14 protein-coding genes are annotated in these 20,707 nt (G+C 49.1%); 9 read left to right on the top strand and 5 right to left on the bottom strand.

The window, feature by feature from the left end; genetic code table 11:
- Positions 1-8 precede the first annotated feature (8 nt).
- Complete coding sequence (locus IC230_RS09325) at positions 9-1,730, bottom strand: 7TM-DISM domain-containing protein (RefSeq protein WP_191038724.1); 1,722 nt, start codon at positions 1,728-1,730, stop codon at positions 9-11.
- Positions 1,731-2,131: 401 nt separating this feature from the next.
- On the opposite strand from IC230_RS09325, the gene IC230_RS09320 reads away from it, so the two are divergent.
- The 4 genes from IC230_RS09320 (at position 2,132) to IC230_RS09305 (ending at position 7,170) form a co-directional block, all read left to right on the top strand.
- Entirely contained in the window at positions 2,132-2,617 is a 486-nt protein-coding gene (locus tag IC230_RS09320) for a hypothetical protein (RefSeq protein ID WP_191038723.1), read from the top strand.
- A 115-nt stretch (positions 2,618-2,732) separates the two neighbouring features.
- Positions 2,733-5,738, top strand: coding sequence for a right-handed parallel beta-helix repeat-containing protein (locus tag IC230_RS09315; protein WP_191038722.1), 3,006 nt, complete (start codon positions 2,733-2,735; stop codon positions 5,736-5,738).
- A gap of 22 nt (positions 5,739-5,760) precedes the next feature.
- Entirely contained in the window at positions 5,761-6,366 is a 606-nt protein-coding gene (locus tag IC230_RS09310) for a hypothetical protein (protein WP_191038721.1), read from the top strand.
- 78 nt (positions 6,367-6,444) lie between these two features.
- Positions 6,445-7,170, top strand: coding sequence for a hypothetical protein (locus IC230_RS09305; protein WP_191038720.1), 726 nt, complete (start codon positions 6,445-6,447; stop codon positions 7,168-7,170).
- A 530-nt stretch (positions 7,171-7,700) separates the two neighbouring features.
- Here the strand turns inward: IC230_RS09305 and IC230_RS09300 are convergent.
- Both IC230_RS09300 and IC230_RS09295 read right to left on the bottom strand, forming a co-directional pair.
- Positions 7,701-9,140, bottom strand: a complete 1,440-nt coding sequence (locus IC230_RS09300) for a RagB/SusD family nutrient uptake outer membrane protein (protein WP_191038719.1) — start codon at positions 9,138-9,140, stop codon at positions 7,701-7,703.
- 21 nt (positions 9,141-9,161) lie between these two features.
- Positions 9,162-12,206: a SusC/RagA family TonB-linked outer membrane protein gene (locus tag IC230_RS09295; protein WP_223860536.1), complete on the bottom strand. Its 3,045-nt coding sequence runs from the start codon at positions 12,204-12,206 to the stop codon at positions 9,162-9,164.
- 618 nt (positions 12,207-12,824) lie between these two features.
- Between IC230_RS09295 and IC230_RS09290 the strand changes: the two genes are divergently transcribed.
- The 5 genes from IC230_RS09290 (at position 12,825) to IC230_RS09270 (ending at position 18,694) form a co-directional block, all read left to right on the top strand.
- A complete protein-coding gene (locus IC230_RS09290; protein ID WP_191038717.1) occupies positions 12,825-13,136 on the top strand; it encodes a hypothetical protein in 312 nt (103 codons plus the stop codon).
- A 415-nt stretch (positions 13,137-13,551) separates the two neighbouring features.
- Positions 13,552-13,935, top strand: coding sequence for a DUF983 domain-containing protein (locus tag IC230_RS09285; RefSeq protein ID WP_191038716.1), 384 nt, complete (start codon positions 13,552-13,554; stop codon positions 13,933-13,935).
- A gap of 780 nt (positions 13,936-14,715) precedes the next feature.
- Positions 14,716-16,008, top strand: a complete 1,293-nt coding sequence (locus IC230_RS09280; RefSeq protein ID WP_191038715.1) for a family 1 glycosylhydrolase — start codon at positions 14,716-14,718, stop codon at positions 16,006-16,008.
- 44 nt (positions 16,009-16,052) lie between these two features.
- Positions 16,053-16,475 carry a response regulator gene (locus IC230_RS09275; protein WP_191038714.1) on the top strand — a complete coding sequence of 141 codons (423 nt, stop codon included), beginning with the start codon at positions 16,053-16,055 and terminating at the stop codon, positions 16,473-16,475.
- A gap of 947 nt (positions 16,476-17,422) precedes the next feature.
- Positions 17,423-18,694, top strand: a complete 1,272-nt coding sequence (locus IC230_RS09270) for a glycosyltransferase (RefSeq protein ID WP_223860535.1) — start codon at positions 17,423-17,425, stop codon at positions 18,692-18,694.
- A 3-nt stretch (positions 18,695-18,697) separates the two neighbouring features.
- Here the strand turns inward: IC230_RS09270 and IC230_RS09265 are convergent, their stop codons facing one another.
- Positions 18,698-19,429 (bottom strand): DUF72 domain-containing protein, encoded by a 732-nt coding sequence (locus IC230_RS09265; protein WP_191038713.1) that lies wholly within the window; start codon positions 19,427-19,429, stop codon positions 18,698-18,700.
- Between the two features lie 77 nt (positions 19,430-19,506).
- Entirely contained in the window at positions 19,507-20,631 is a 1,125-nt protein-coding gene (gene glf, locus IC230_RS09260; RefSeq protein ID WP_191038712.1) for a UDP-galactopyranose mutase, read from the bottom strand.
- Positions 20,632-20,707: the final 76 nt, after the last annotated feature.

The raw sequence follows: 20,707 nt of genomic DNA, 5'->3' as shown, positions 1-20,707 counted from the left end.
ACTGTACCTTACCCAGCCAAGGGCGTTTCAATACTTACCGAGGTCCCCCCAGGTCCCCCATCAATGACGAGTCTCAAACTGGCCAGTTCCGCCCGTTTATACATATTATCAATACCAATGCCATGGGTCTGGGTATTAGCCGAGTAGCCAACGCCGTCATCGTCGATACTCACCCGGACTATCTCTTCGCTTAAGAAGGTCTGAATGGTGACCTCCTGGGCCTGGGAATGCTTAATCACATTGTTAAGCACCTCTTGAACGATCAGGTAGATACCCTGCTGTTTGAGGGGTGTCAACTGATTGAGTTTATACTCCGTAAAATCATCGTAGGTAAAGCGAATCGGGGAAAAATCATTGAACCGCTCGGCCAGATCGTCCAGCTTTTCGGCTAGGGGCCGCTCATCGTCCTTGACTAAATTATGGCTGATGACCCGGGTTTGGTTAATAGCCTCCAGGATCATGTCCCGGGCAAGGGTTACTCTGGGAGTTTGCATGGTCAGATACCCCAGGGCTGAGGCCAGCGTATTGCCCAACTGATCGTGAAGATTGCGGCCAATTTGTTCGATCTCAGATTTGCGTAGCTGTTCCAGCTTTGTTTGGACCAGCTGGATGGTCTGCTGAGTCATTTGACGACTGATGAGTTCCCGCCGGAACAGGGCCACAATTAAAAACCCAAATACAAGCAGGAGATAAAACGGCTGAAAATAGCTATAGTTTAAGGTCGGCGTAGGCTGGCCATACGTCCGGTAGAGGAGCGGCAAAAACACCAGCATAGCCGTTAGTAGCAGATACTTTTCCCGCTTCTGGATAAAACCCAGTATCGATATATAAAACAGCCAGCCAATATTCACCGTCGTTAACAGGAGGCTGGCATTGGTCACGACGGCATTGGTGAAAGGAGTAAGTGGTAACAGCAGCAGGCCCATTGGCAGCAGGTTACAACCCACCAAAATCCCCACCACGTATCGTTGCCAGTTCCCATACAGGTTGAGGTTTTTAAGGTAGGTTAGGCCGAAGGGATGCAGCAGACAGTTGGCCAGGAAGATAATAAATAAACCAATTGAATTGGCATTCAGACCCAGCCAGGGCGGAAAGGGGAAATCATCAAAAAAGTAATTGTAATTGAGTTGCCCAAGAGCGACAGGTAACATATACAAACCGAAATAAACCAACAGCCAGTGCTTAAAAACCAGCCCCAGCGAGCATACCGTAAAAACAAAGAAAAACGCGCTCGACAGAGCCGACAGCCGGATAAGCTGATCCTGCTCATGCTGGATGGCATATTGATTTGGGGTCGAGATGGCAATCGAAAGTTCATGAACACCCGTCGTACGGTGGCTATGTAACAATAGCGCTACGCTGTCCTGGGGGGCCAGTGCGAAGGGTAAAGCGAAAGTCCGACCTGGAATCGCCCGCTGGCTGAGCGGCAAACGGCGGAACAATTTTCCCAGATAAATCGGCTCTTGCTCTTGCTGGCGGCCAGTCAGTAAAAAAGCTTCCAGCGTATCACAACGGTTGTGATCCAGCTCAATAACTAGGTTGCGTTTCCGATTGGAAGAATTGACCAGTGGCAGATAGACCCAGGCCTGGGGCTGCTGGTAAGCCGGTCCAACCAGCACTTGCCTCGGATCGGTATTGGGCAAAAAACCGTCGGGAATCGTTGGTCGAACTGTTTGTAAAATACGTACCCCAGAGATATCTCCCCTGTACACCAGTACTTTATCGTTCACAGATGTCGTACTAAATTGACTATCCACGATCAGTGGCCTGGGCATGTGAACTCGCGGCAACCGGTTGAGCTGTCCCCAAAGCGGGCTCGTGCCGACCAGGCAGACCAACGTTGCCCCTAGCAGAGCGTTGCGAATGAAGCTATAGATCGGGTATGTTTCGATGGATGTATGCGTTTACGTCCGCGACAGGATCGCTTTTACAAAGCCACTATCGTGCTGTAAAGATCACACCCATTAAGACATAAACATATACCTGCTAACAGGTATATGCAAGAGGAAACTCACTCATTTTTTAGGAACAAAAGTTACGTTTCTACCTGGTAGCAGGTATGTTTTCGCCAAAAAGCCTACACTAGGTTTGCATTATAACATGACCGATAAAAGAACTACGTATGTATTCGATGAAAACAAACACAATTCTCCTGTTGCTGCTGGTTATTACGGCGATCAGCTGTAGCCAGTCCACCTCTTCGGACCCTACTCCCACGCCCACTCCCACGCCAGCCGATTACAGTTCCTGCCGCTATACCTTTAAATACAGCTTACGCTACTCGCCACTGAGTAGCGCCAAACCCATAACCTTATCGTACCTGGATTCAACGCAGAAAGTCAGGACTGTCATGTTAAAGGACACTTCGTTCGAGCTGGCTGTCACCTACAAATATGGCGATAGTGTCTACGTAAAGGCCAGCAGTACATACATGCACTTCGCCAGTAAAACAGGCAATAAGCTTTTCGCTCAATGTACCACCACGCGAGCCAATAACGCATCCTCCTGCCCAAACATCGGCCCAACTGGAAGCTCAACGGCTTCAGTTATCCCCGCGGACAGTGTGAACACCATATTGTCAGCCATACCCGTCCGGGCACAACGAATAACTCAATAAGCCTGGCGAGTTTCCCCAGTACCGGAACTGGCATTTTCCCTATGAGACCTGATTTGTTTTCGTGGTAAAGGCTTCCTGGTCATTGGCCAGGTTACCCTACTGTACCCATTCGTTTATGATGCATCGTCTACAACTTGACAAGATCCTATTCATCCTGTTGATTACCCTGAGCAGCCTGCTCTGGGGTTTAGGTGCCCAGGCCCAATCGATCCGTTACGTGCGGGAATTCGGAACGGGTGACGGTCGTAGCTGGGACGACGCCAGTAGCGATTTACAAGCCATGATCGACGACCCGGGCGCTCAGCAGGTCTGGGTCGCTCAGGGTAACTATAAGCCTACCACCACGACCGACCGTTCCATCAGCTTTAAAATGAAAGAAGGAGTCGCTATTTACGGCGGCTTTTCCTCATCGGGCAATCCCTCGTCGCTCCGCGAACGAAACCCGAACAACTTTATGACCGTGCTCGATGGCGATATCGGTCGGTTACTGGATAAAACCGACAATAGTTACCATGTGATCCGCAGCTACGGGTTGACCAATTCGGCAATCCTGGACGGATTTCTCATCACGAATGGGTATGCCAATAGCAACTGGCCAGATTATGGGGGAGCTGGCATGCTAAATAACTACAGTAGTCCAACGCTAAGGAACTGTGTATTCTACTTCAACGAGGCTAAAATTGCCGGTGGGGCTATGGGAAATGAAAAGAGTAGTCCCCTGTTGATCAACTGCGTTTTTATCGACAACAAAGCCGGAATCGGGGGCGCTATTGAGAACTACAATAGCGCCCCCATGTTCATCAATGTTACCTTTTCGCGCAACTCGGCCTCAACATCCGGTGGAGCAATCTGGAATGATGAAAGTACTACCAGCCTGACCAACTGCGTGTTGTTCGAAAACGGAGGCAAGAAAACGCTTGACAGTCGCGGGTTGCAAACGTATACCGGGGTAACAGCCACGTATACATTGTTTGACGAAAGCGTGACTGGCTATAGTGGCACCAATAACCTGACCACCACAACCAATCCCTTTCGCTTATCGACGATGATCGATGTCGAGCTCAACCCCTGCTCGCCGGCCGTTAACGGGGGCAGTAATGCGGCCAATACCACACCCATCGACCTGGCTGGTAATCCCCGGATCTTTGGAGCCGCCATTGACATGGGCGCTTACGAGTTACAGACTCCCTCCAAAAATGGCCTCACGATAACCCTGCCCAGTGTGACGACCGCGGTGGTAGATCAGCCCTTGAGTCTATCGTTTACGGCGAGTGGCGGTACGCCCCCCTATCGTTTCGGTGTGCTTGACACCACTCTACCTGCCTCCTTTACGCTTTCTGAGGCAGGCGTACTGAGCGGGGCGCTTACCCAGGCAGGCACCTATACCCTCACCGTGCTGGCCCAGGAAACCGCCGGGTGTACAGCGACGAGTGGGGTCTACACCCTCACCACCGCCCCCATTCGCTACGTTCGGCAGGGCGGAACGGGTGATGGAAGCAGTTGGGCCCTGGCCAGTGGCGATTTGCAGGCCATGATCAATGTCCCGGGCGACCATCAGGTTTGGGTAGCCCAGGGTACCTACAAGCCTACCACGACAACTGACCGCTCCATCAGCTTCTCGATGAAAAACAAGGTGACTATCTACGGCGGCTTCGCGCCAACGGGCACTTCCACAACGCTGGCGGAGCGGATGCCCGGCCGCTATACCACCCTGCTCAGTGGCGACATTGGCTTACCAGACGTAAATGCTGACAACAGCTACCACGTCATCAATAACGGCCAGGTTATCGATAGATCCGCCATTCTCGATGGGTTTACGATCAGTTATGGAAATGCCGATGATGACCAGACCAATAACTTCCAAAAATATGGGGGCGGAATGTTGAATCATGGCGCTCATCCAACCATCAGAAACTGTTTATTCAGCCATAATGCAGCCATCAGTGGTGGGGGGATCATGAACTTCCTGGCGAGCGCTCCAACCCTGATCAACTGTGCGTTCACCAGTAACACAGCCAGGGAGGATGGCGGGGCCATCTACTTCAATAATTCCCGGAACGTTAGGTTGATCAACTGCTCTTTCCTGACTAATTCCGCCGGACAGGGCGGAGCCGTTCACAGTGGCTATAGCAGTTACACGATCGTCAACGGCGTAGTGTTTGGCAATGGCGCCGGTAATACCATCCAAAATGTTGCAAGCGATGTCACCATCACCAACAGTCTGCTTGAGCCGTCGGTAACGAACTATGCCGGCAGCAACAACTTACTGACCAGTCTCAACCCGTTCGTCTCGACGACTGAAGCCCGGCTTAATTCCTGTTCATCCGCCATTAATGCGGGTAACAATGCAGCCAATACTACGACTACCGACCTGGCTGGCAATCCCCGCATCTTTGGAACGGCCATCGATATGGGGGCTTCTGAGTTCCAGTATACGCAAATAGCCATCACCCTGCCCAGCGTGAATACCGCGTTGGCCGGTCAACCCTTTAGCCAGCCCTTTACGATCAGTGGGAGTTCAGCCCCGTATCGTTTCAATGTATTGAGCAGCGACCTACCCCCGTCGTTGAGCCTATCCAGAACGGGCGTTCTCAGTGGAACGCCCACGCAGGCGGGTAGCTTTACCCTCGCCGTACAAGTTAAGCATGATGAAGGGTGTATGATCATCAGTCCTGTTTACTCCCTCTCGGTTAGCCCGCCCGCTCCCGATCTGGTACCCATTCTTTATGCGAGACCCAGCACCGTCTTCAACAACCAACCCGTAACGGTGGTGGTCGACATCGTTGAGATCGGCGGAGCCAGTGCCAATACACCGATCACCCTGCGCATCACCAAACAAACAGCGCTGGACCTCTCGCTGCCTGCCTCAGCAACAGCCGTTGGTGGGCGCGAGGTTGACAACAGCCATTGGCGCCTATCGACGGACAACCCCAACTACTACGTGCTGACCACGACCCAGCCTCTTGCCGCCGGGAGCAAGCTCAGCGTGGGGCTCAGTGGAATGCTGATGGCGGGGACTTCGGTGGGCACCTTCACCATCAGCGGGGTAGTCGAGCCAGTGGTCGGCGAGACCCGAATCAATAACAACATTGACGCCGACAAAGTCAATTCTTTCCAATAGTAGCAAACCAACAAAAAATACCATGATTATGTCTATCAAGAAAGAGTTCATCACCCTCAGTCTGCTCAGTATCTTACTTGTTGTATCGGCCAGCTCGCGGGCTCAACAGAATAAATTTCTGCTGAACGCCGGGATCATAACTGGTCAGGAAAATGCTGGCTTTGGCGCAGCCGGCCAGTACTTTTTGACCAGGGGTCTGAGTGTCGGAGCCCAGTACTATGCCATCCAGGAAAAGGATGTATTAACCGTAAATGCCAACGTTCTTACGGGAGAAGCAACGGCTTCGTTTATCGGTCTGCGGGGTGATTTTCATATCAACACCCTCTTTGCCAACCTGACTGAGCGACTTGATCCGTATCTGGGCTTGAGTGCGGGCAAAATTTTCATTGCCGGTACGACCCAACTCAACTCGGGGCCCATCGTAAACGAACACTACTCGTATAATGGACTAACCGTATTCGCCCCAGTGGGTGTGCGCTATTGGTTTGGCCATCACGTAGGGGCTTTCGCAGAATACAATATCGGTCTGGCCAACGTAACGGCTGACATCAATGGCGATGGCAAGCGGGAAAGCTTTTACGAGAAGCGGCAGTATCTGGTGGGTGTGGGCTTATCCGTACGGTTTTGATAGCCCAGGAGAGCTACTGACACGATTGGTCACCCGGTCGAAGGCTATGTTCTATCAATCAATTAACAGTATACGCAAATGGCCGAATTAGAAGTTGCCAAGCATACCAAAAAGATATACAAAATCTTGAGAGATCCTGCCCCCGCCTGGTGGCATAAACTAAAAGAGCTTGCCCTTGAAATTTTTATTATTGTCTTTGCCGTCACGATAAGCATCTGGTTTCATGAGTTAGCGGAACATCGGCATGAAAAAGAAATAGAGAGCCGTTTTCTAGCCGGACTTCATCATGACATCAGCGCCGACGTAACGGAAATGATGAATGATTCGGCCGACCTGGCCCTACAATACAAGAGCGTCGATTTAGGCAGCACGCTGATTAATCGTGATAGTATTACAGATGATAGTTTGCAGAACTTCTTAACCCTCAATGGCCCACTACTCTACGCAATGACTCTTTTTGAGCCCAATCATGGCCGGTACGAAGGATTTAAAAGCGCGGGGCATCTTCGGCTGATTGAGAATGAATTACTGGGGGATAAAATCATTGCCTTTTACGAAGAAGGGTTACCTCACCTGGTTTATATCGAGCGAATGTATATCGATTTCAAGCTCGCTAATTTCGACACGTACAATCTCAGGAAAGATGAAGCTAGTTTGGAGAAAGCCTATTTGAGAAAATACTTCGTATACGTGAAAGAATCCCTGGCCTTACTTAAGCAAGAGAACAACCGATCATTAAAGGAGGCCCGAGAAATTCTGCGGCTGTTAACGCCAAAAAAGTTCATAAATACGATTAGGCAATGATATACTTGCATATGGCTTTTCCTTTTTTTCAATAAACACATAAAAAATAAACACATAAAAATCGTTCAGAAAAACCTTCAACTACAGCCTATTTCATTAGAGCGCTGGGGTGTATACTTTCATCGTTTAAACTAATTCAGCTGGGTAAGCTAAAGTTGATTCGTCAAAACAAGCTTAAAAGAAACCCTGCGACTGATCGTCAATTACTCGAGAAAGGTTATTATTAACATAACGCAAATCGGTTTGATGAGCTAAATCTGATTTTAACAAGTTGACTGATTCCTATTCAGGAAATAAGTGTACTGCAACGGAGTCATAAACGTCCGCGGCTACGGTACATTTCTGTAGATAAATCCAACAAGCTAGGCTAACGGAACCTTGCTGACAATTCCCGAAACAAGCCAGGCGGAGTTGCTAAAACACCTCGGAATCATCTGCCCCCCGCCAGGAATCCCGTTATAGGCAAAAACCGTCAGGAACTAGCTATATGGCTCGTCCTGACGGTTTTGCAAGGGTTAATGACGGTGTAATTAATAGCCCGGATTCTGCGTCAGGGTCGGGTTCAGATCGCGTTCGCGCTGCGGAATGGGGTACAGCTTATGCGTTTCGGTAATGCTGGTTTTGCCCTTTGCTTTCAGAAGTGGCACCAGCCGATCGGTACGTACCAGATCAAACCAGCGATGACCTTCAGCGTTGAATTCCCAGCGCCGTTCGTCCCAGATGGCCTGCCTGAAGGCGTCTTTGGTCAAAGCCGTCGTGAAATCGGCCGATGAGGCTCCGGTTAACGCAAAACCAAAAGCCCGGCGACGAATGGGATTGATGGCATCCAGAGCCGCAGCCGTTGCACCATTGATTTCGTTATCAGCTTCGGCAAACATCATCAATACATCGGCGTACCGAATGATCGGAAAATTGTTGTTGGCATCACCGAATGCTCTGGCCGACGGATCAACGTATTTGTTGAAGTGCTGGAACGTATTGACGGTTTTTCCGGCACCGTCGACGTACGAATTAATAAACAGTTCCCGGCGTTTATCACCAGTCTTGAAGCTGTTATACAAATCCATCGTCGGAATAAATGACCCAAAACCCCGGCCCGTGATGGGTGAGTTTTCCGGCGCAAAATACGTCACCATGCCGCTGCCCTGACCACTGCCTCCACCCACAAACTGAATCTCGAAAACCGACTCTTTGCCGTTTTTATTCGAAATGGCAAAGACGTCGATGTATTTGTCGAACAGGCCGTATCCGTATTTGGCGGCATTGTCGATCACTTCTTTAGATTTGGCGCGGGCATTGGCGAAATCTTTGCGGGTCAGATAAATCCGCGCCAGCATAGACTTGGCTGCACCGGCCGTCACCCGGCCCAGATCGGCACCGCTAAACTTGTCCGGCAGAGAGGTTTCGGCATCAGCCAGGTCTTTGATAATCTGCGTATACACTTCATCGGCGCTCGCACGGGCCACGTCTTTTCCAACACTCAATGACTGGGTTTCGGTCAAAATCAACGGCACCCCGCCATACCAGCGCACGAGGTAGAAATAATAATAGGCCCGCAGGAATTTCGCTTCACCGATCAGCCGCTTTTTCAGCGTTTCGTCCATCGGAATCCCCGGAATCCGGTCGATAGCGGTATTAGCGCGGTTGATGCCCTGGTAAATCACCTGCCAGGTTTGCAAGACCACACTATTGGTGGCAATAGTCTGGAAACTCCAGAGCTGCACCCGGTCAGCATTGTTCAGCAGGGGGTCCATGTCATCCGACGGCAAATCACCCATGATGATAAAATTCCGGCTTTGGTCACCTACCTGGTTGGCGACGTCATAGACGGCATTGACAGCCGCCGTAGCATCGTTGGCATTTGTATAAAAATTGACCGGAGCAAGCGACGAAGGTGGCGTTTCTTCCAGCGAACAGGCCCCCAGCCCAAGCGCCAGCGTGGCCAGTAATAAGATTCGATTCGTTTTCATAAAGAGCTAAAAGAAGGCAGGTTAGAGTGCGATGTTCAGTCCGGCCAGAATCATTTTATTACCCGGATAGCTACCGTAGTCACTACCCTGGCTCAACGTGCTTTGTCCAAACCGGTTCACTTCGGGATCAAAACCGCTGTACTTGGTGATCGTAACCCAGTTTTGGGCGCTGACGTACACTTTCACGTTGTAGAGTTTGACTTTGCTCACCAGCGATGCCGGTAACGTATACGACAGATTGATGTTTTTTACCCGCAGGTACGAACCATCTTCAATCTGACGACTCGACAGTACGTAGGCATTTCCGACGGCATTGGCGCGTGGGATCTCGTTGCTCGGGTTGGTTGGCGTCCAGCGATTCAGGGTTTCTGCCGATTGGTTACTTACCCCCGTCAGCGATTCCAGTTCAAACCGGTTGATGTTGAAAATGCTATTGCCAGACGTTCCCTGCATGAAAACGCTCAGTTCAACGCCCTTGTACGAGAACGTGTTGGTGATACCACCGTATAGTTTCGGCTGGGCATATCCCAGAATGACGCGGTCGCTGGCATTGATCGCCCCGTCGGCGTTTTGGTCGACATACCGGCGGTCGCCGGGTTTTGCGGTTTTCTGCGCCGAGCCATCCACTTCGCCCTGGTTCTGAAAAATACCGCTCGATTGATACCCATAGAACAAACCAATCTGCTCACCAACCCGTACCAGACCCGAATTTGGTAACTGAAGGTGTCCACTGGCATCACCCGCGGCAAACTCCGTCTGATCGCCCAGATTCAACACCTTGTTGCGGTTAGCGGCAATGTTGAACGCCGTCGTCCATTTGAAAGCGCCGTTCAGGTTGGTCGAGTTGATCCCCAGCTCGAAACCCTGGTTGCGGATACTACCCAGATTTTGCAGCGCCGACGCATAGCCGGAAACGTAGGGCAGCGGCACCGAGAGCAACAGATCGGTCGTTTTCTTGTTGTAATAATCCGCCGTCAGGGTGATGCGGTTATTCAGCACCCCCACATCGATACCAATATCCGCCTGGGCCGTGGTTTCCCAGCGCAAATCCGGATTAGCCACCCGCGATGGCCCGATTCCAATTACCACTGTATTGTTGAAATTGGCATTCTGGGTCCCCAATGTCGCCAATGATTGATATTGCGTGATTTCCTGATTACCGCTCAACCCGTAGCTAACCCGCAACTTCAGGTCGTTGATAACGGCGTTGCCTTTCAGAAAACTCTCTTCCGACAACCGCCAGGCCACCGAAGCTGAGGGGAAAACCGCCCATTTATTGCTAGCTCCGAACCGGGACGAACCATCGGCCCGCACGGTAGCGGTCAGTAAGTATTTACCGGCGTAATCGTAATTAGCCCGGCCAATGTACGAGTTGAGCTGCCAGTTGCTGGCCGACGACGCCGGAACCAGTGCCGTTGAGGCCGAGCCCAGATTTTCGTACGTCAGAATATCGTTGGCAAATCCCTGCGAACGGGCTTCGACACTTTCAAACCGGTTGCCCTGCATCGTGTACCCCGCCAGGAACGTCAGGTTATGCACGTTCGCGAAGCTTTTGTTATAGGTCAGCGTATTTTCATTCAGCCAGGTCGACGATTGGTTGTTGATGATCGACGCCTGACCACTTAGCTGCGTACCGGTTGCGGTATTCCGCGATAGATACAAGCTACGTTTGGAGTAATTCACATCCGCCCCGAAACTCGTCCGGAATGTCAGACCAGGAATGATTTTGTAATCGGCGAATACACTCCCGATCATCCGCGTGCCAACCGTCAGGTTATACGTCCCCAACGCCTGGCCCACCGGGCTACCAATCTGAATCCGACCGGGCGTATTGAATACCACCAGCGTACCGTCTGAGTTATAAACCGGCTGCGTGGGCGAGAAATTCAGGGCGCTGTACACCACAGTTCCGCTCGTTCCCCCATCCGCATCCGTTGGAACGGCGTTATTGCGGCTCCGGATGACGTTCAGACTGGTTCCGATGTTGACTTTATCGTTGATTTTGTGATCGAAATTGAACCGAAACGAAGCCCGGTCATAGTTCGAATTGATGATGACTCCCTGCTGGTTCAGGTAGTTGGCCGAAACCGCATACCGGGTTTTATCTGAACCGCCCGAAGCCGTTAACTGGTAGTTTTGAATGGGTGCATCCCGGAAAATTTCATCCTGCCAGTTGGTTCCCTCGCCAAAACCGGCGATTTGTGCGTCCGTAAAAACCGGTGCGCGGCCCACATTTGTATTGGCTTCGTTCACCAGCGTAGCGTATTGCGTAGCATTCAGCATCGGCAGTTTTTTTCGCACCTGCTGAATTCCGTAATACGTCTCAAATTCGATGCGGTTTTGACCCGACTTCCCGCGTTTGGTCGTAATCAGCACGACCCCATTAGCCCCCCGAGATCCGTAAATGGCCGTGGCCGACGCATCTTTCAGGATTTCCATCGACTCGATGTCGTTCGGGTTTAGGTTGGCCCCACTTTCGTTGTAAACCGGAAAACCGTCGATCACGTACAACGGCTCATTCCCGGCGTTGATGGAATTACCACCCCGTATCCGGATCGTTACGCCACCACCCGGCGCGTTGGATGCCTGCGTCACCTGCACCCCGGCGGCCCGGCCCTGCAAGGCTTGCCCGACGCCGGTTACCGGAACGGATTTGATCTCTTTGGCCGTCACCGACGAAAGAGAGCCCGTTACGTCGCTTTTTCGCTGCGTACCGTACCCCACCACCACCACTTCTTCGAGCGCTTTCCGATCTTCGGCCAACTTAACCGTTAGCTGGCTGCGACCGCCGATAGCTATTTCCAGCGAAACAAAGCCCAGCGACGAAATAACCAACGTACCGTCAGACGGAGCGTTCAGACTAAAATTGCCCTGCGCATTAGTGGAGGTTCCGGTTGTTGTACCCTTCACAACGACGTTCGCTCCGGGAACAACTTCCCCACTAGCACTGACTACTTTCCCAGAAACCGGGGCGGATTGCTGAGCCATCAACAGCGATGGGAATTGCAGGCATATCAGCAAGGCGAACCAGATCCACCGGCTGACATGAACACCATTTCTTTTCATAAGATTTAGACCAATAGGATACGTACTGTCATCGACTCTCATCGGGTTTGTTTACTAAGTGAATTCGGTTTGCTCATTTTATGAAACAATATTAATTAGTAGGAGACTAGAAAATGTCGAAATAATCTAAATCGAACGGTTTGTCCACTTCTTTGAACGTTTTTTTATGTCCCTGAACGGTTTGTCCACCCTTTAGATCTCTAGACACTATCAAGAAAAAATTGTACGTAACTAAACTTGCACTTCCAACATGTCTAAGTAATCCATGTGAGAAAAAACAGATTTGTAGTAACCTTTGCCGAAATTGGATCAGTGATGTTACTTGTTTCATTACTCCTGTATTTGCTATCGATTGTGCTTTAATCCGCCCATCCGATCGTACCGGCACGGTCGGCCAACCCGTCTTCCCTATCCAACCCGATGCAAGAGCGGCTTAGTGGCTGTAGTAGGTCCAGTACAGCGAACTGAAATCCGTTGCTTTTCAAAAAGGGCACCATCCTATCACCAACAAGAAGTCGCTTACGAAATCGTCTAAATAGTATCTGAACCGGGTTGAAATTTTGCCATATAGCAACTTTATTACGTCACATGGGGTCTTTCTTAAAAATAGACTTACTTATGCATATTAAAGCGGCTTCTGTTCCTATTTTTCGTATCTTAGAAATCCTAGTATTCTTTATTTTTGTCAATTCATGTGCCAGACCCAAGCCTTTTTCTATAAAAGGCGTCGTTCAACAAATTGAGCCGGGCAAGGATGGTTTCACGGCCAACCTACTTGATGAACATGGAAGCGAGTTTGATGCTCTGGTGAGCCGGGTGCGCATGGAACAATCTTATCGGGTTTTACAGATAGGAGAAGAGGTAAAGCTCGTAGGCGACACAATTCACCTGAATGGGCGAATACGGGTACTGGTCAACCAAATTCAATAAGTTTTCAACTACATTTCCAGCCGTATTCATTGATCAATTGGCACCTGGCTAGTGGCTTCGCCTACAACAAAGTAGCTGGCTACTCGCATAAAGGCCATAAAAGTAGGCTGTGGATGGGCATGCTCCGCGTATCAAGTACAAAGCTCCATTTCGTTTGAAGGGTTAGTCTGCTGTAGTCAAGCATGGTTCAAATAATCCGGCCGTTTATCAATAACTGTCAACAACAATCGGCTGCATACGACATAGTCTGTTCCTGAAAGATGAGCGTCTCCATGCTCTACTTACTCTTATTCCCTCTTCAAAGCCATAAACCACAGGCTGAACAAAAAGCTATTTTATTCAGTAGTGATATCAGACGAAGCGCTCGTTTCAGTGGCTAGTCTATCGAAGAGGTAATTTAGGTGGTACGTAACATATGGGCAAAGGGACTAAACTCTACAGCATTTTTCTGAATAAATGTCCCCGCTGTCAAACCGGCAATTTCTTTGCGGTTAATAATCCATATAACCTCAAACGATTTGATCAAATGAATGAGCAGTGCCCCTGTTGTGGGGAACGCTTTCTCAAAGAACCAGGCTATTACACGGGTGCGCTGTATGTAAGTTACGCCTACTACGTAGCGCTGATTGTGGGTTGCTTTATCTTGCTTGAGGTTCTGCTCGATATGGACCTGACGTACTTCCTGATCATTTTAGTAACGTTAATTGTTCTATTGACCCCACCTGTTTTCCGCCTGGCCCGCTTGACCTGGATTAATTTTTTTGTCTCGTTTGATCCTCATAAGCCCACAAATTGCTAATAACAATCGAGCTCTTTCCTACCCAGGTAGTGGCATGACACAGATGCCGCTAAGTTCAGGTGTACACAAAGCCAAATGACTGCTAGCGAAAAGGTAAATAAGAGATCCGGACAAGTTGTTGAGTGGTTAGCGCTAGGAGTTATTATGAAATTCCGAATATAAACGAGTTGACTAATTTTCTTGGGCTTTTTACGAATTAGTGGCCTGGCCGGCGCAGGGTAGTAGTTGCTAAAAGGAGCCTGGACTGAGAATTCTAAATGGGTCAAGAATAGGGACGATCTGATTGAGCTATTTCAAGCCTTGCCGGGTGGATGGTGCCTTAAACTGGATGTGTCTCTGAGTTTTCTGCTGATGGTGATAGTCATGCTGGCTGTGGTCTGCTATTTCCCTCTTAAAGCGACTGATTAAAGAAACCCATCACACAGATTAGCGAAATCAGTTAAAAAGCGATCAAACTCAGCCGCCTGGTTCTGCCAATGAGTTGAAAGATAATAAGCTCAAAATGTATCTCCTCCAGTTTATAGCGATATACAAAAGCCTCCGCGCGAAAGTGGATTCTTTTACAAATCGCTTATGATACGTACTCTAAGCCAAACTCAGTCAGCAACATACGCTCTAAACGTTGACTGTAATCTTCGTACCGTTAATTGTGACCGTTACCTCATTTGATTGCAACTAGCAGCAATCGATTGGCTGAACAGGATGTAGTCAATGATACAGACACGTCACTATAGCTGTTATCAATAAACGATAGCTTTAGTTGACAGAAGAGATGTTATTATGCTTTCAAAAAAAATAAAAATCGAACTCTGGGGTGGCATCGAATGCACCGTAAACCGGGTGGGCGATGTCTATCAGGACCAGGTTAAACGAAGTGGGCACCATGATCGCCCGGAGGATCTTGATCATATCGCAGAACTAGGAATTCGAACGCTACGTTACCCGGTTTTGTGGGAACGCACAGCCCCTGACCATCCAGATTCACTCGACTGGCGATGGGCGGACGATCGGATAACGCAATTACGCGATTTGGGCATTCGCCCGATTGCCGGCCTGGTCCATCATGGTTGCGGCCCCCGGTATGCTACGTTCGACAGCCCGGCTTTTGTGCCTGGATTAGCTCAGTATGCCCGTCACGTAGCGGAACGGTATCCCTGGCTAGTTGACTATACCCCCGTGAACGAACCCCTAACGACGGCCCGCTTTGCGGGTTTGTATGGGCACTGGTATCCGCATGGTCGGTCAGACCAGCAATTCGTTCGCTTACTACTACGTCAGATTCAGGCTACTATGGCAGCTATGGCTGAAATCAGGACGGTACAACCGAAGGCACGGCTCATTCAGACCGACGATTTAAGTTATGTGCACAGTGTACCGGGCGTACAATATCAGGCGGATTTTGAGAATGAACGACGGTGGCTGACCTGGGACTTACTCTGTGGGCGGGTTACGTCCGACCATGCTTTGTGGGATTACCTGCGTCGGTCTGGAGCAACCGAAGCTGAACTTTGGGCCATCGCTGAGCACGCATGTCCTCCTTCATTAATTGGCGTGAATCACTACGTTACTAGTGAGCGCTACCTGGATGAACAAACCCCGGACTACCCAGGCTGGATGCAAAGCACGAATGGAAGGCAGGGATATGTAGACACCGAAGTGGTGCGGGCAGCGCCTGAAAAGCGGTTGGGTATCGGAAAATTGATAGAGCAGGTCTGGGAACGATACGGTCTCCCGATCGTGGTGACGGAAGCCCATCTGGGTGATTGTGTGGATGAACAAAAACGTTGGTTGGGTGAAATTTGGCAGCAGGCCCAGGCGGCCAGACAAGATGGAGTAGATGTGCGGGCCGTTACGGTCTGGGCGTTGTTTGGCCTTTACGACTGGCATTGTCTGTTAACCCGCCAGGAAAATCGATATGAACCAGGCGTTTTCAATGTTCATAGCGGTCGAGTTATACCGACAGGACTGGATGAGATGATTGCTCAATTGGCACACGGTAGACCGGTAAACGAATTGATACCAGCTGGTGAGGGCTGGTGGCAAGTACTTCAGGAGGTCTGTCTTCCAGCTTAAGCTACCACATTGACAGGAAATTTCTGTTTAATCAAAGCTAACTAATGAATAAAAATGGACCTGTAATTATAATTGAAGATGATACGGATGATCAGTTTATGTTAAATCTGGTTTTTCAGAAACTAGCCTATTCGAATAAAATCATATACTTCCTTGACAGTGAGAAAGCGCTTGATTTCTTAGATAAAACAGATGAAATGCCGTTTCTGATCCTGTCCGATATCAATATGCCTAAACTGGATGGATTTGCCTTAAGACACAAAATTCATATTGATGCACAACTCCAGGTTAAATGTATTCCCTATTTGTTTTTCTCTACGGCTGTAAATCAGCAAATGGTTATCGATGCCTACAGCTTATCAGTCCAGGGCTTTTTTATTAAACAAAACACCCTGGATGAGCTGGAGAAAACCATTTCGGTTATTATGGAATACTGGAAGCGATGTGCATCGCCCAATAACTTCTAAGGAGGCTTTACCAGATGAAGAGTTAAGAGTTCGTATGCTTACGCATCCTTACCCGAAAGCGTGTTCCCCAGCCCGTGATAGTGTCAATTTCCAGGCTAGCGACTACTGATTCGCAGAGCGCTTCACCGGTATGTTAATTACCAACATATCCGATTCTGTTATTGACCCGTGAATAAGTTTGTAAAGTCTACCAAACTATCCAACGATCACCTTTGACAAACCGGGCCGCCGGAGCGGTTCTAAACTTTGTCAAAGATTAAGCTCATAAGTTCTTTACGGATTAATTCACGGACCAATAATCACTATCAATGAATAAGCAACTAATTTATGTTGTTGATCACTCAGTCGATTATTGTCAATTAGTAGAGCCTATTTTCGCTCGGTTTTCACCACAGGATACAGTGCTATTTTTTCCAGGTGTCGAAGCCCTTCTGGAACACTTATACGCCGTACTATTTTATTCCTGCTTTTGGCGCAGAAGTGCCTTTGTAATTTAAACTTACCCTGTATTCTGCATCACAACAGATCGGGTAAGGTCCTGGCATCAGTTTTACCTCAGAAAGATCCGAAAACCAGGCCGGATTTAATTATTGACGCTCGACGCGAGAGTGATGATAGTAGTATAAGCTTGCAGGCCCTCAACAACCATTCTTAGTTGGGGCAACCCGATTATTTGGTTAGCGGCTTCGGGCGACAATACGATGCAGGCTTATTTCCTGGCTGCCGTAGTAATTATGCCAAAAGATACGTGGTTAAAAAGGTCAGTGTTTGGGCTTCGCTTCTAACCAGAATGAATTTTACTTCTGGTACGTTTACTTAAGGTCCGTTTCCTCACTTGCCGTTTAGTTGACTGAGCTATTCTTCCTGATTAACGTGTTGGCTATATAACCAGTCGCTTCTGTTGTAACCTTAGTACCGACTGGTAAATAGATTCAACGCTTATTATTATGGCTGATAGACAAGACCTATTTCCAATGTTGCCAGGTAAAGTCGTACCTGCTGATTTACTCCCGTTCAATGAAACATCACCTCAGTTGAAAAAAGCGGCTAAAGACGGCCAGTTACTATTTACTAATGAGTTCGATGATCTAATCTGCTTTTCCCACTTGCGTTGGGACTTTGTTTACCAGCGGCCTCAGCACCTGCTTAATCGGGCAGCTCGTCAATGCCGGGTTTGGTATATTGAAGAGCCCAAATGGAGCGATACGTCTTACCTGGAGATAAAGTCAATCGGTCAGCAGCTTTCAGTGGTTATCCCCCATCTAGTCCATTCTACGAGTGGTCAGGAGGCTATCCGTCAGCAACAAGTCTTGGTCGACCAACTTTTGGCTGAACAACACATCCAGAACTATGCGCTGTGGTATTATACACCCATGGCACTGGCATTTAGTGACCATCTGACGCCTAAAGTTACCATTTATGATTGCATGGATGAGTTATCGGCGTTTAAGGGCGCTTCTCCTCAGCTGATTGACCAGGAGCAACGTTTATTGAAAAAGGCGGACATTGTGTTCACAGGTGGCTATAGCCTGTATGAAGCGAAACGCTCCCGGCACGAATGTGTTTATGCTTTTCCTAGTTGCATCGATTATGATCACTTTGTCAAAGCGCGACAACCCTTACCCGATCCGGCTGATCAGCGAAACCTGGCCGGACCACGTATCGGCTACAGTGGTGTTCTTGACGAACGTATCGATCTGGATTTACTGAGCGACTTATCGTTACGTTTACCCGACTGGCAGTTTATTCTGTTGGGGCCAGTTGTGAAGATCGACCCGGCAACGTTGCCACAAGGGCCTAATCTGCATTACCTGGGCATGAAAAACTATACGGAGCTACCTGCTTATTTCAGCAATTGGGATGCGGCCCTTATGCCGTTTGCCATCAACGAAGCCACCCGGTATATCAGTCCAACCAAAACTCCCGAATACCTGGCTGCAGGATTGCCTGTTGTGTCGACCCCAATACGCGATGTACTACGTACTTATGGCGGCTGGGAACAGGTATTTATTGCCAACTCTGCGGATGAGATTGCCAAGGAAATGAATCAGTTTATTCAAACGACTCAATCTGCCAATCGGACAGACCTGGATGTATTCCTGCAGGAACAGTCCTGGGAGTCTACCTGGCAACAGATGCAACGTATCATCGCTGGGCGCTCAAAACAATACGTAGCAGAAACGATCAGTAAACCCTATACATCAGAGTCTGTTAGCTGACGCTCAGACTCTGCCATCAATAGTTGTTTGAAGGATACGCTTAAAAGCCAATGCATCCTGTCGCATGTGAACATTGTTAAAGAACACATAAGCAGGCTTATCCGTTGGCAATAGATCGACTAAATCGGTTAACTCAGCCGACTCATATTGGTAGCGCCAGCCACTTCGCCCATGTAAGCGAAAATAGCATTGATCAGGCGTCATCGTTGCATTGGAAAATGGATCAACGACGTGCCATAGGTTAAGCTCTTCACAGAGGTCTTTGATGACTTGCTTGTCCCAGGGACCACGGGGTTCCCAACAGCAAATCAGTTCGTTACGCTCAATGCTGGAGAAAAAGTGAACCAGATTGTCGATATGTTCAGGCGTCTGGGTGAAACTGGCTGGACACTGAAACAATATGGTTTTAGCCTTCAGCGCCTGCGCACAGGCGAGCGTAACTTGCCAGGCTTCTTCAACAATGGGGGTTGGCCTGAAATAACCGGCATCAGCGTATTCCCGCTCTGAGAGTTTCCGTTTCAGTCGCTTATACGTTGGGCTTTTGGCCGGATGCGTGATTAGTTGCCAGGCTTTAAGGGCAAATTCAAAATCGGCTGGCACCTCCTTCCGCCATCGCTCAAGCGTAGCCAGCCGGGGCGGTTGGTAAAAAGTTTGCTGCACCTCAACGCAGGAGAAGAGCTGAGCATACTCCGGCTTGGCATCCGTAAAGCCACAGGTGCCTACGTGAAGATCCATGTCTGATTTTTTAACTAAAAGCAAACAAGGCTGCACCCATTGGCGCAGCCTTGCTAACATTTTTTAGTATCAATTAGTTACTCACTTTTCGCTACTTCCTGAAGCGATTCCGCACCGACTAACTTCTTGTATAAAGTCAGAGCTTGGGCAACCACCTGATCCATGTTGTAATACCGATACGTACCCAGTCGGCCTACAAAGTGAACCCCTTCCTGCTCATCCGCCAGTTGTTTATACTGCCGATAGAGAGCCGCGTTTTCAGGCCGTGGAACCGGATAATACGGGTCACCTTCGTCCTGCGGATACTCAAATGTCAGGCTGGTTTTGGGATGTTCCTGCCCGGTTAATTTCTTGTATTCCGTGATTCGCGTATAGGCGTGATCGTTCGGATAATTAACGACTGAAACGGGCTGATAATCGTTTACGTCCAGTGTCTGGTGATCAAACCGGAGCGACCGGTACGGTAGTTTACCGTAACAGAAATCAAAATATTCATCGACCGGTCCGGTATAAATCAACTCTGTAAAGGATAATTGATCTTTCACCTGATTGAAGTCGGTATCCAGCATCTGGTGAATATTGGGATGATCCACCATCTTCTCAAACATTTTCGTATATCCGTGAAGCGGCATATACTGAAACTCGTCCGTAAAATAGCGATCATCCTGATTGGTGCGGGTTGGAATCCGGGACGTCACCATTTTGTCCAGCTCCGACGGGTCGACGCCCCACTGCTTGCGGGTATAGCCCCGGAAGAATTTTTCGTAAAGATCGCGACCCACTTGGCTGACCACTACGTCCTCCGATGTCCGAATCTCATCTACAGACTCACCGACGGTTTTGAAGTACTCTGCCAGTTCCTCAGACGTAAACGTATAGCCATATAGGTTATTAACGGTATCCAGATTGATCGGAATGGGAAGCAATTTTCCATCGACGGATGCCAGGACGCGGTGCTCGTAAGGCCGCCACTCGGTAAACTGCGATAGATAAGCGAATACGTCAGGCGAGTTTGTGTGGAAGATATGGGGACCGTATTGGTGAATTAGAATCCCTGCTTCGTTGAGGCAATCATAGGCGTTACCACCGATGTGGGGCCGCTTGTCAATGAGAAGGACTGTTTTTCCGGCCTGACTGGCTAAGCGTTCGGCTAATACACTACCAGCAAAGCCGGCACCAACAATGGCAAAATCATACTGCATGAAGCGAAATAGTAAAAATGGTTAGCATAAATAGGATTAACGTACCAAACAGGTAAAAGGATTTTTTGACGGCTCA

The organism is Spirosoma validum, assembly GCF_014699035.1.
GTDB classification, from domain to species: domain Bacteria; phylum Bacteroidota; class Bacteroidia; order Cytophagales; family Spirosomataceae; genus Spirosoma; species Spirosoma validum.
The sequence above is the reverse complement of the archived record's forward strand: the minus strand, read 5'-3'. Positions and strand labels throughout refer to the sequence as shown.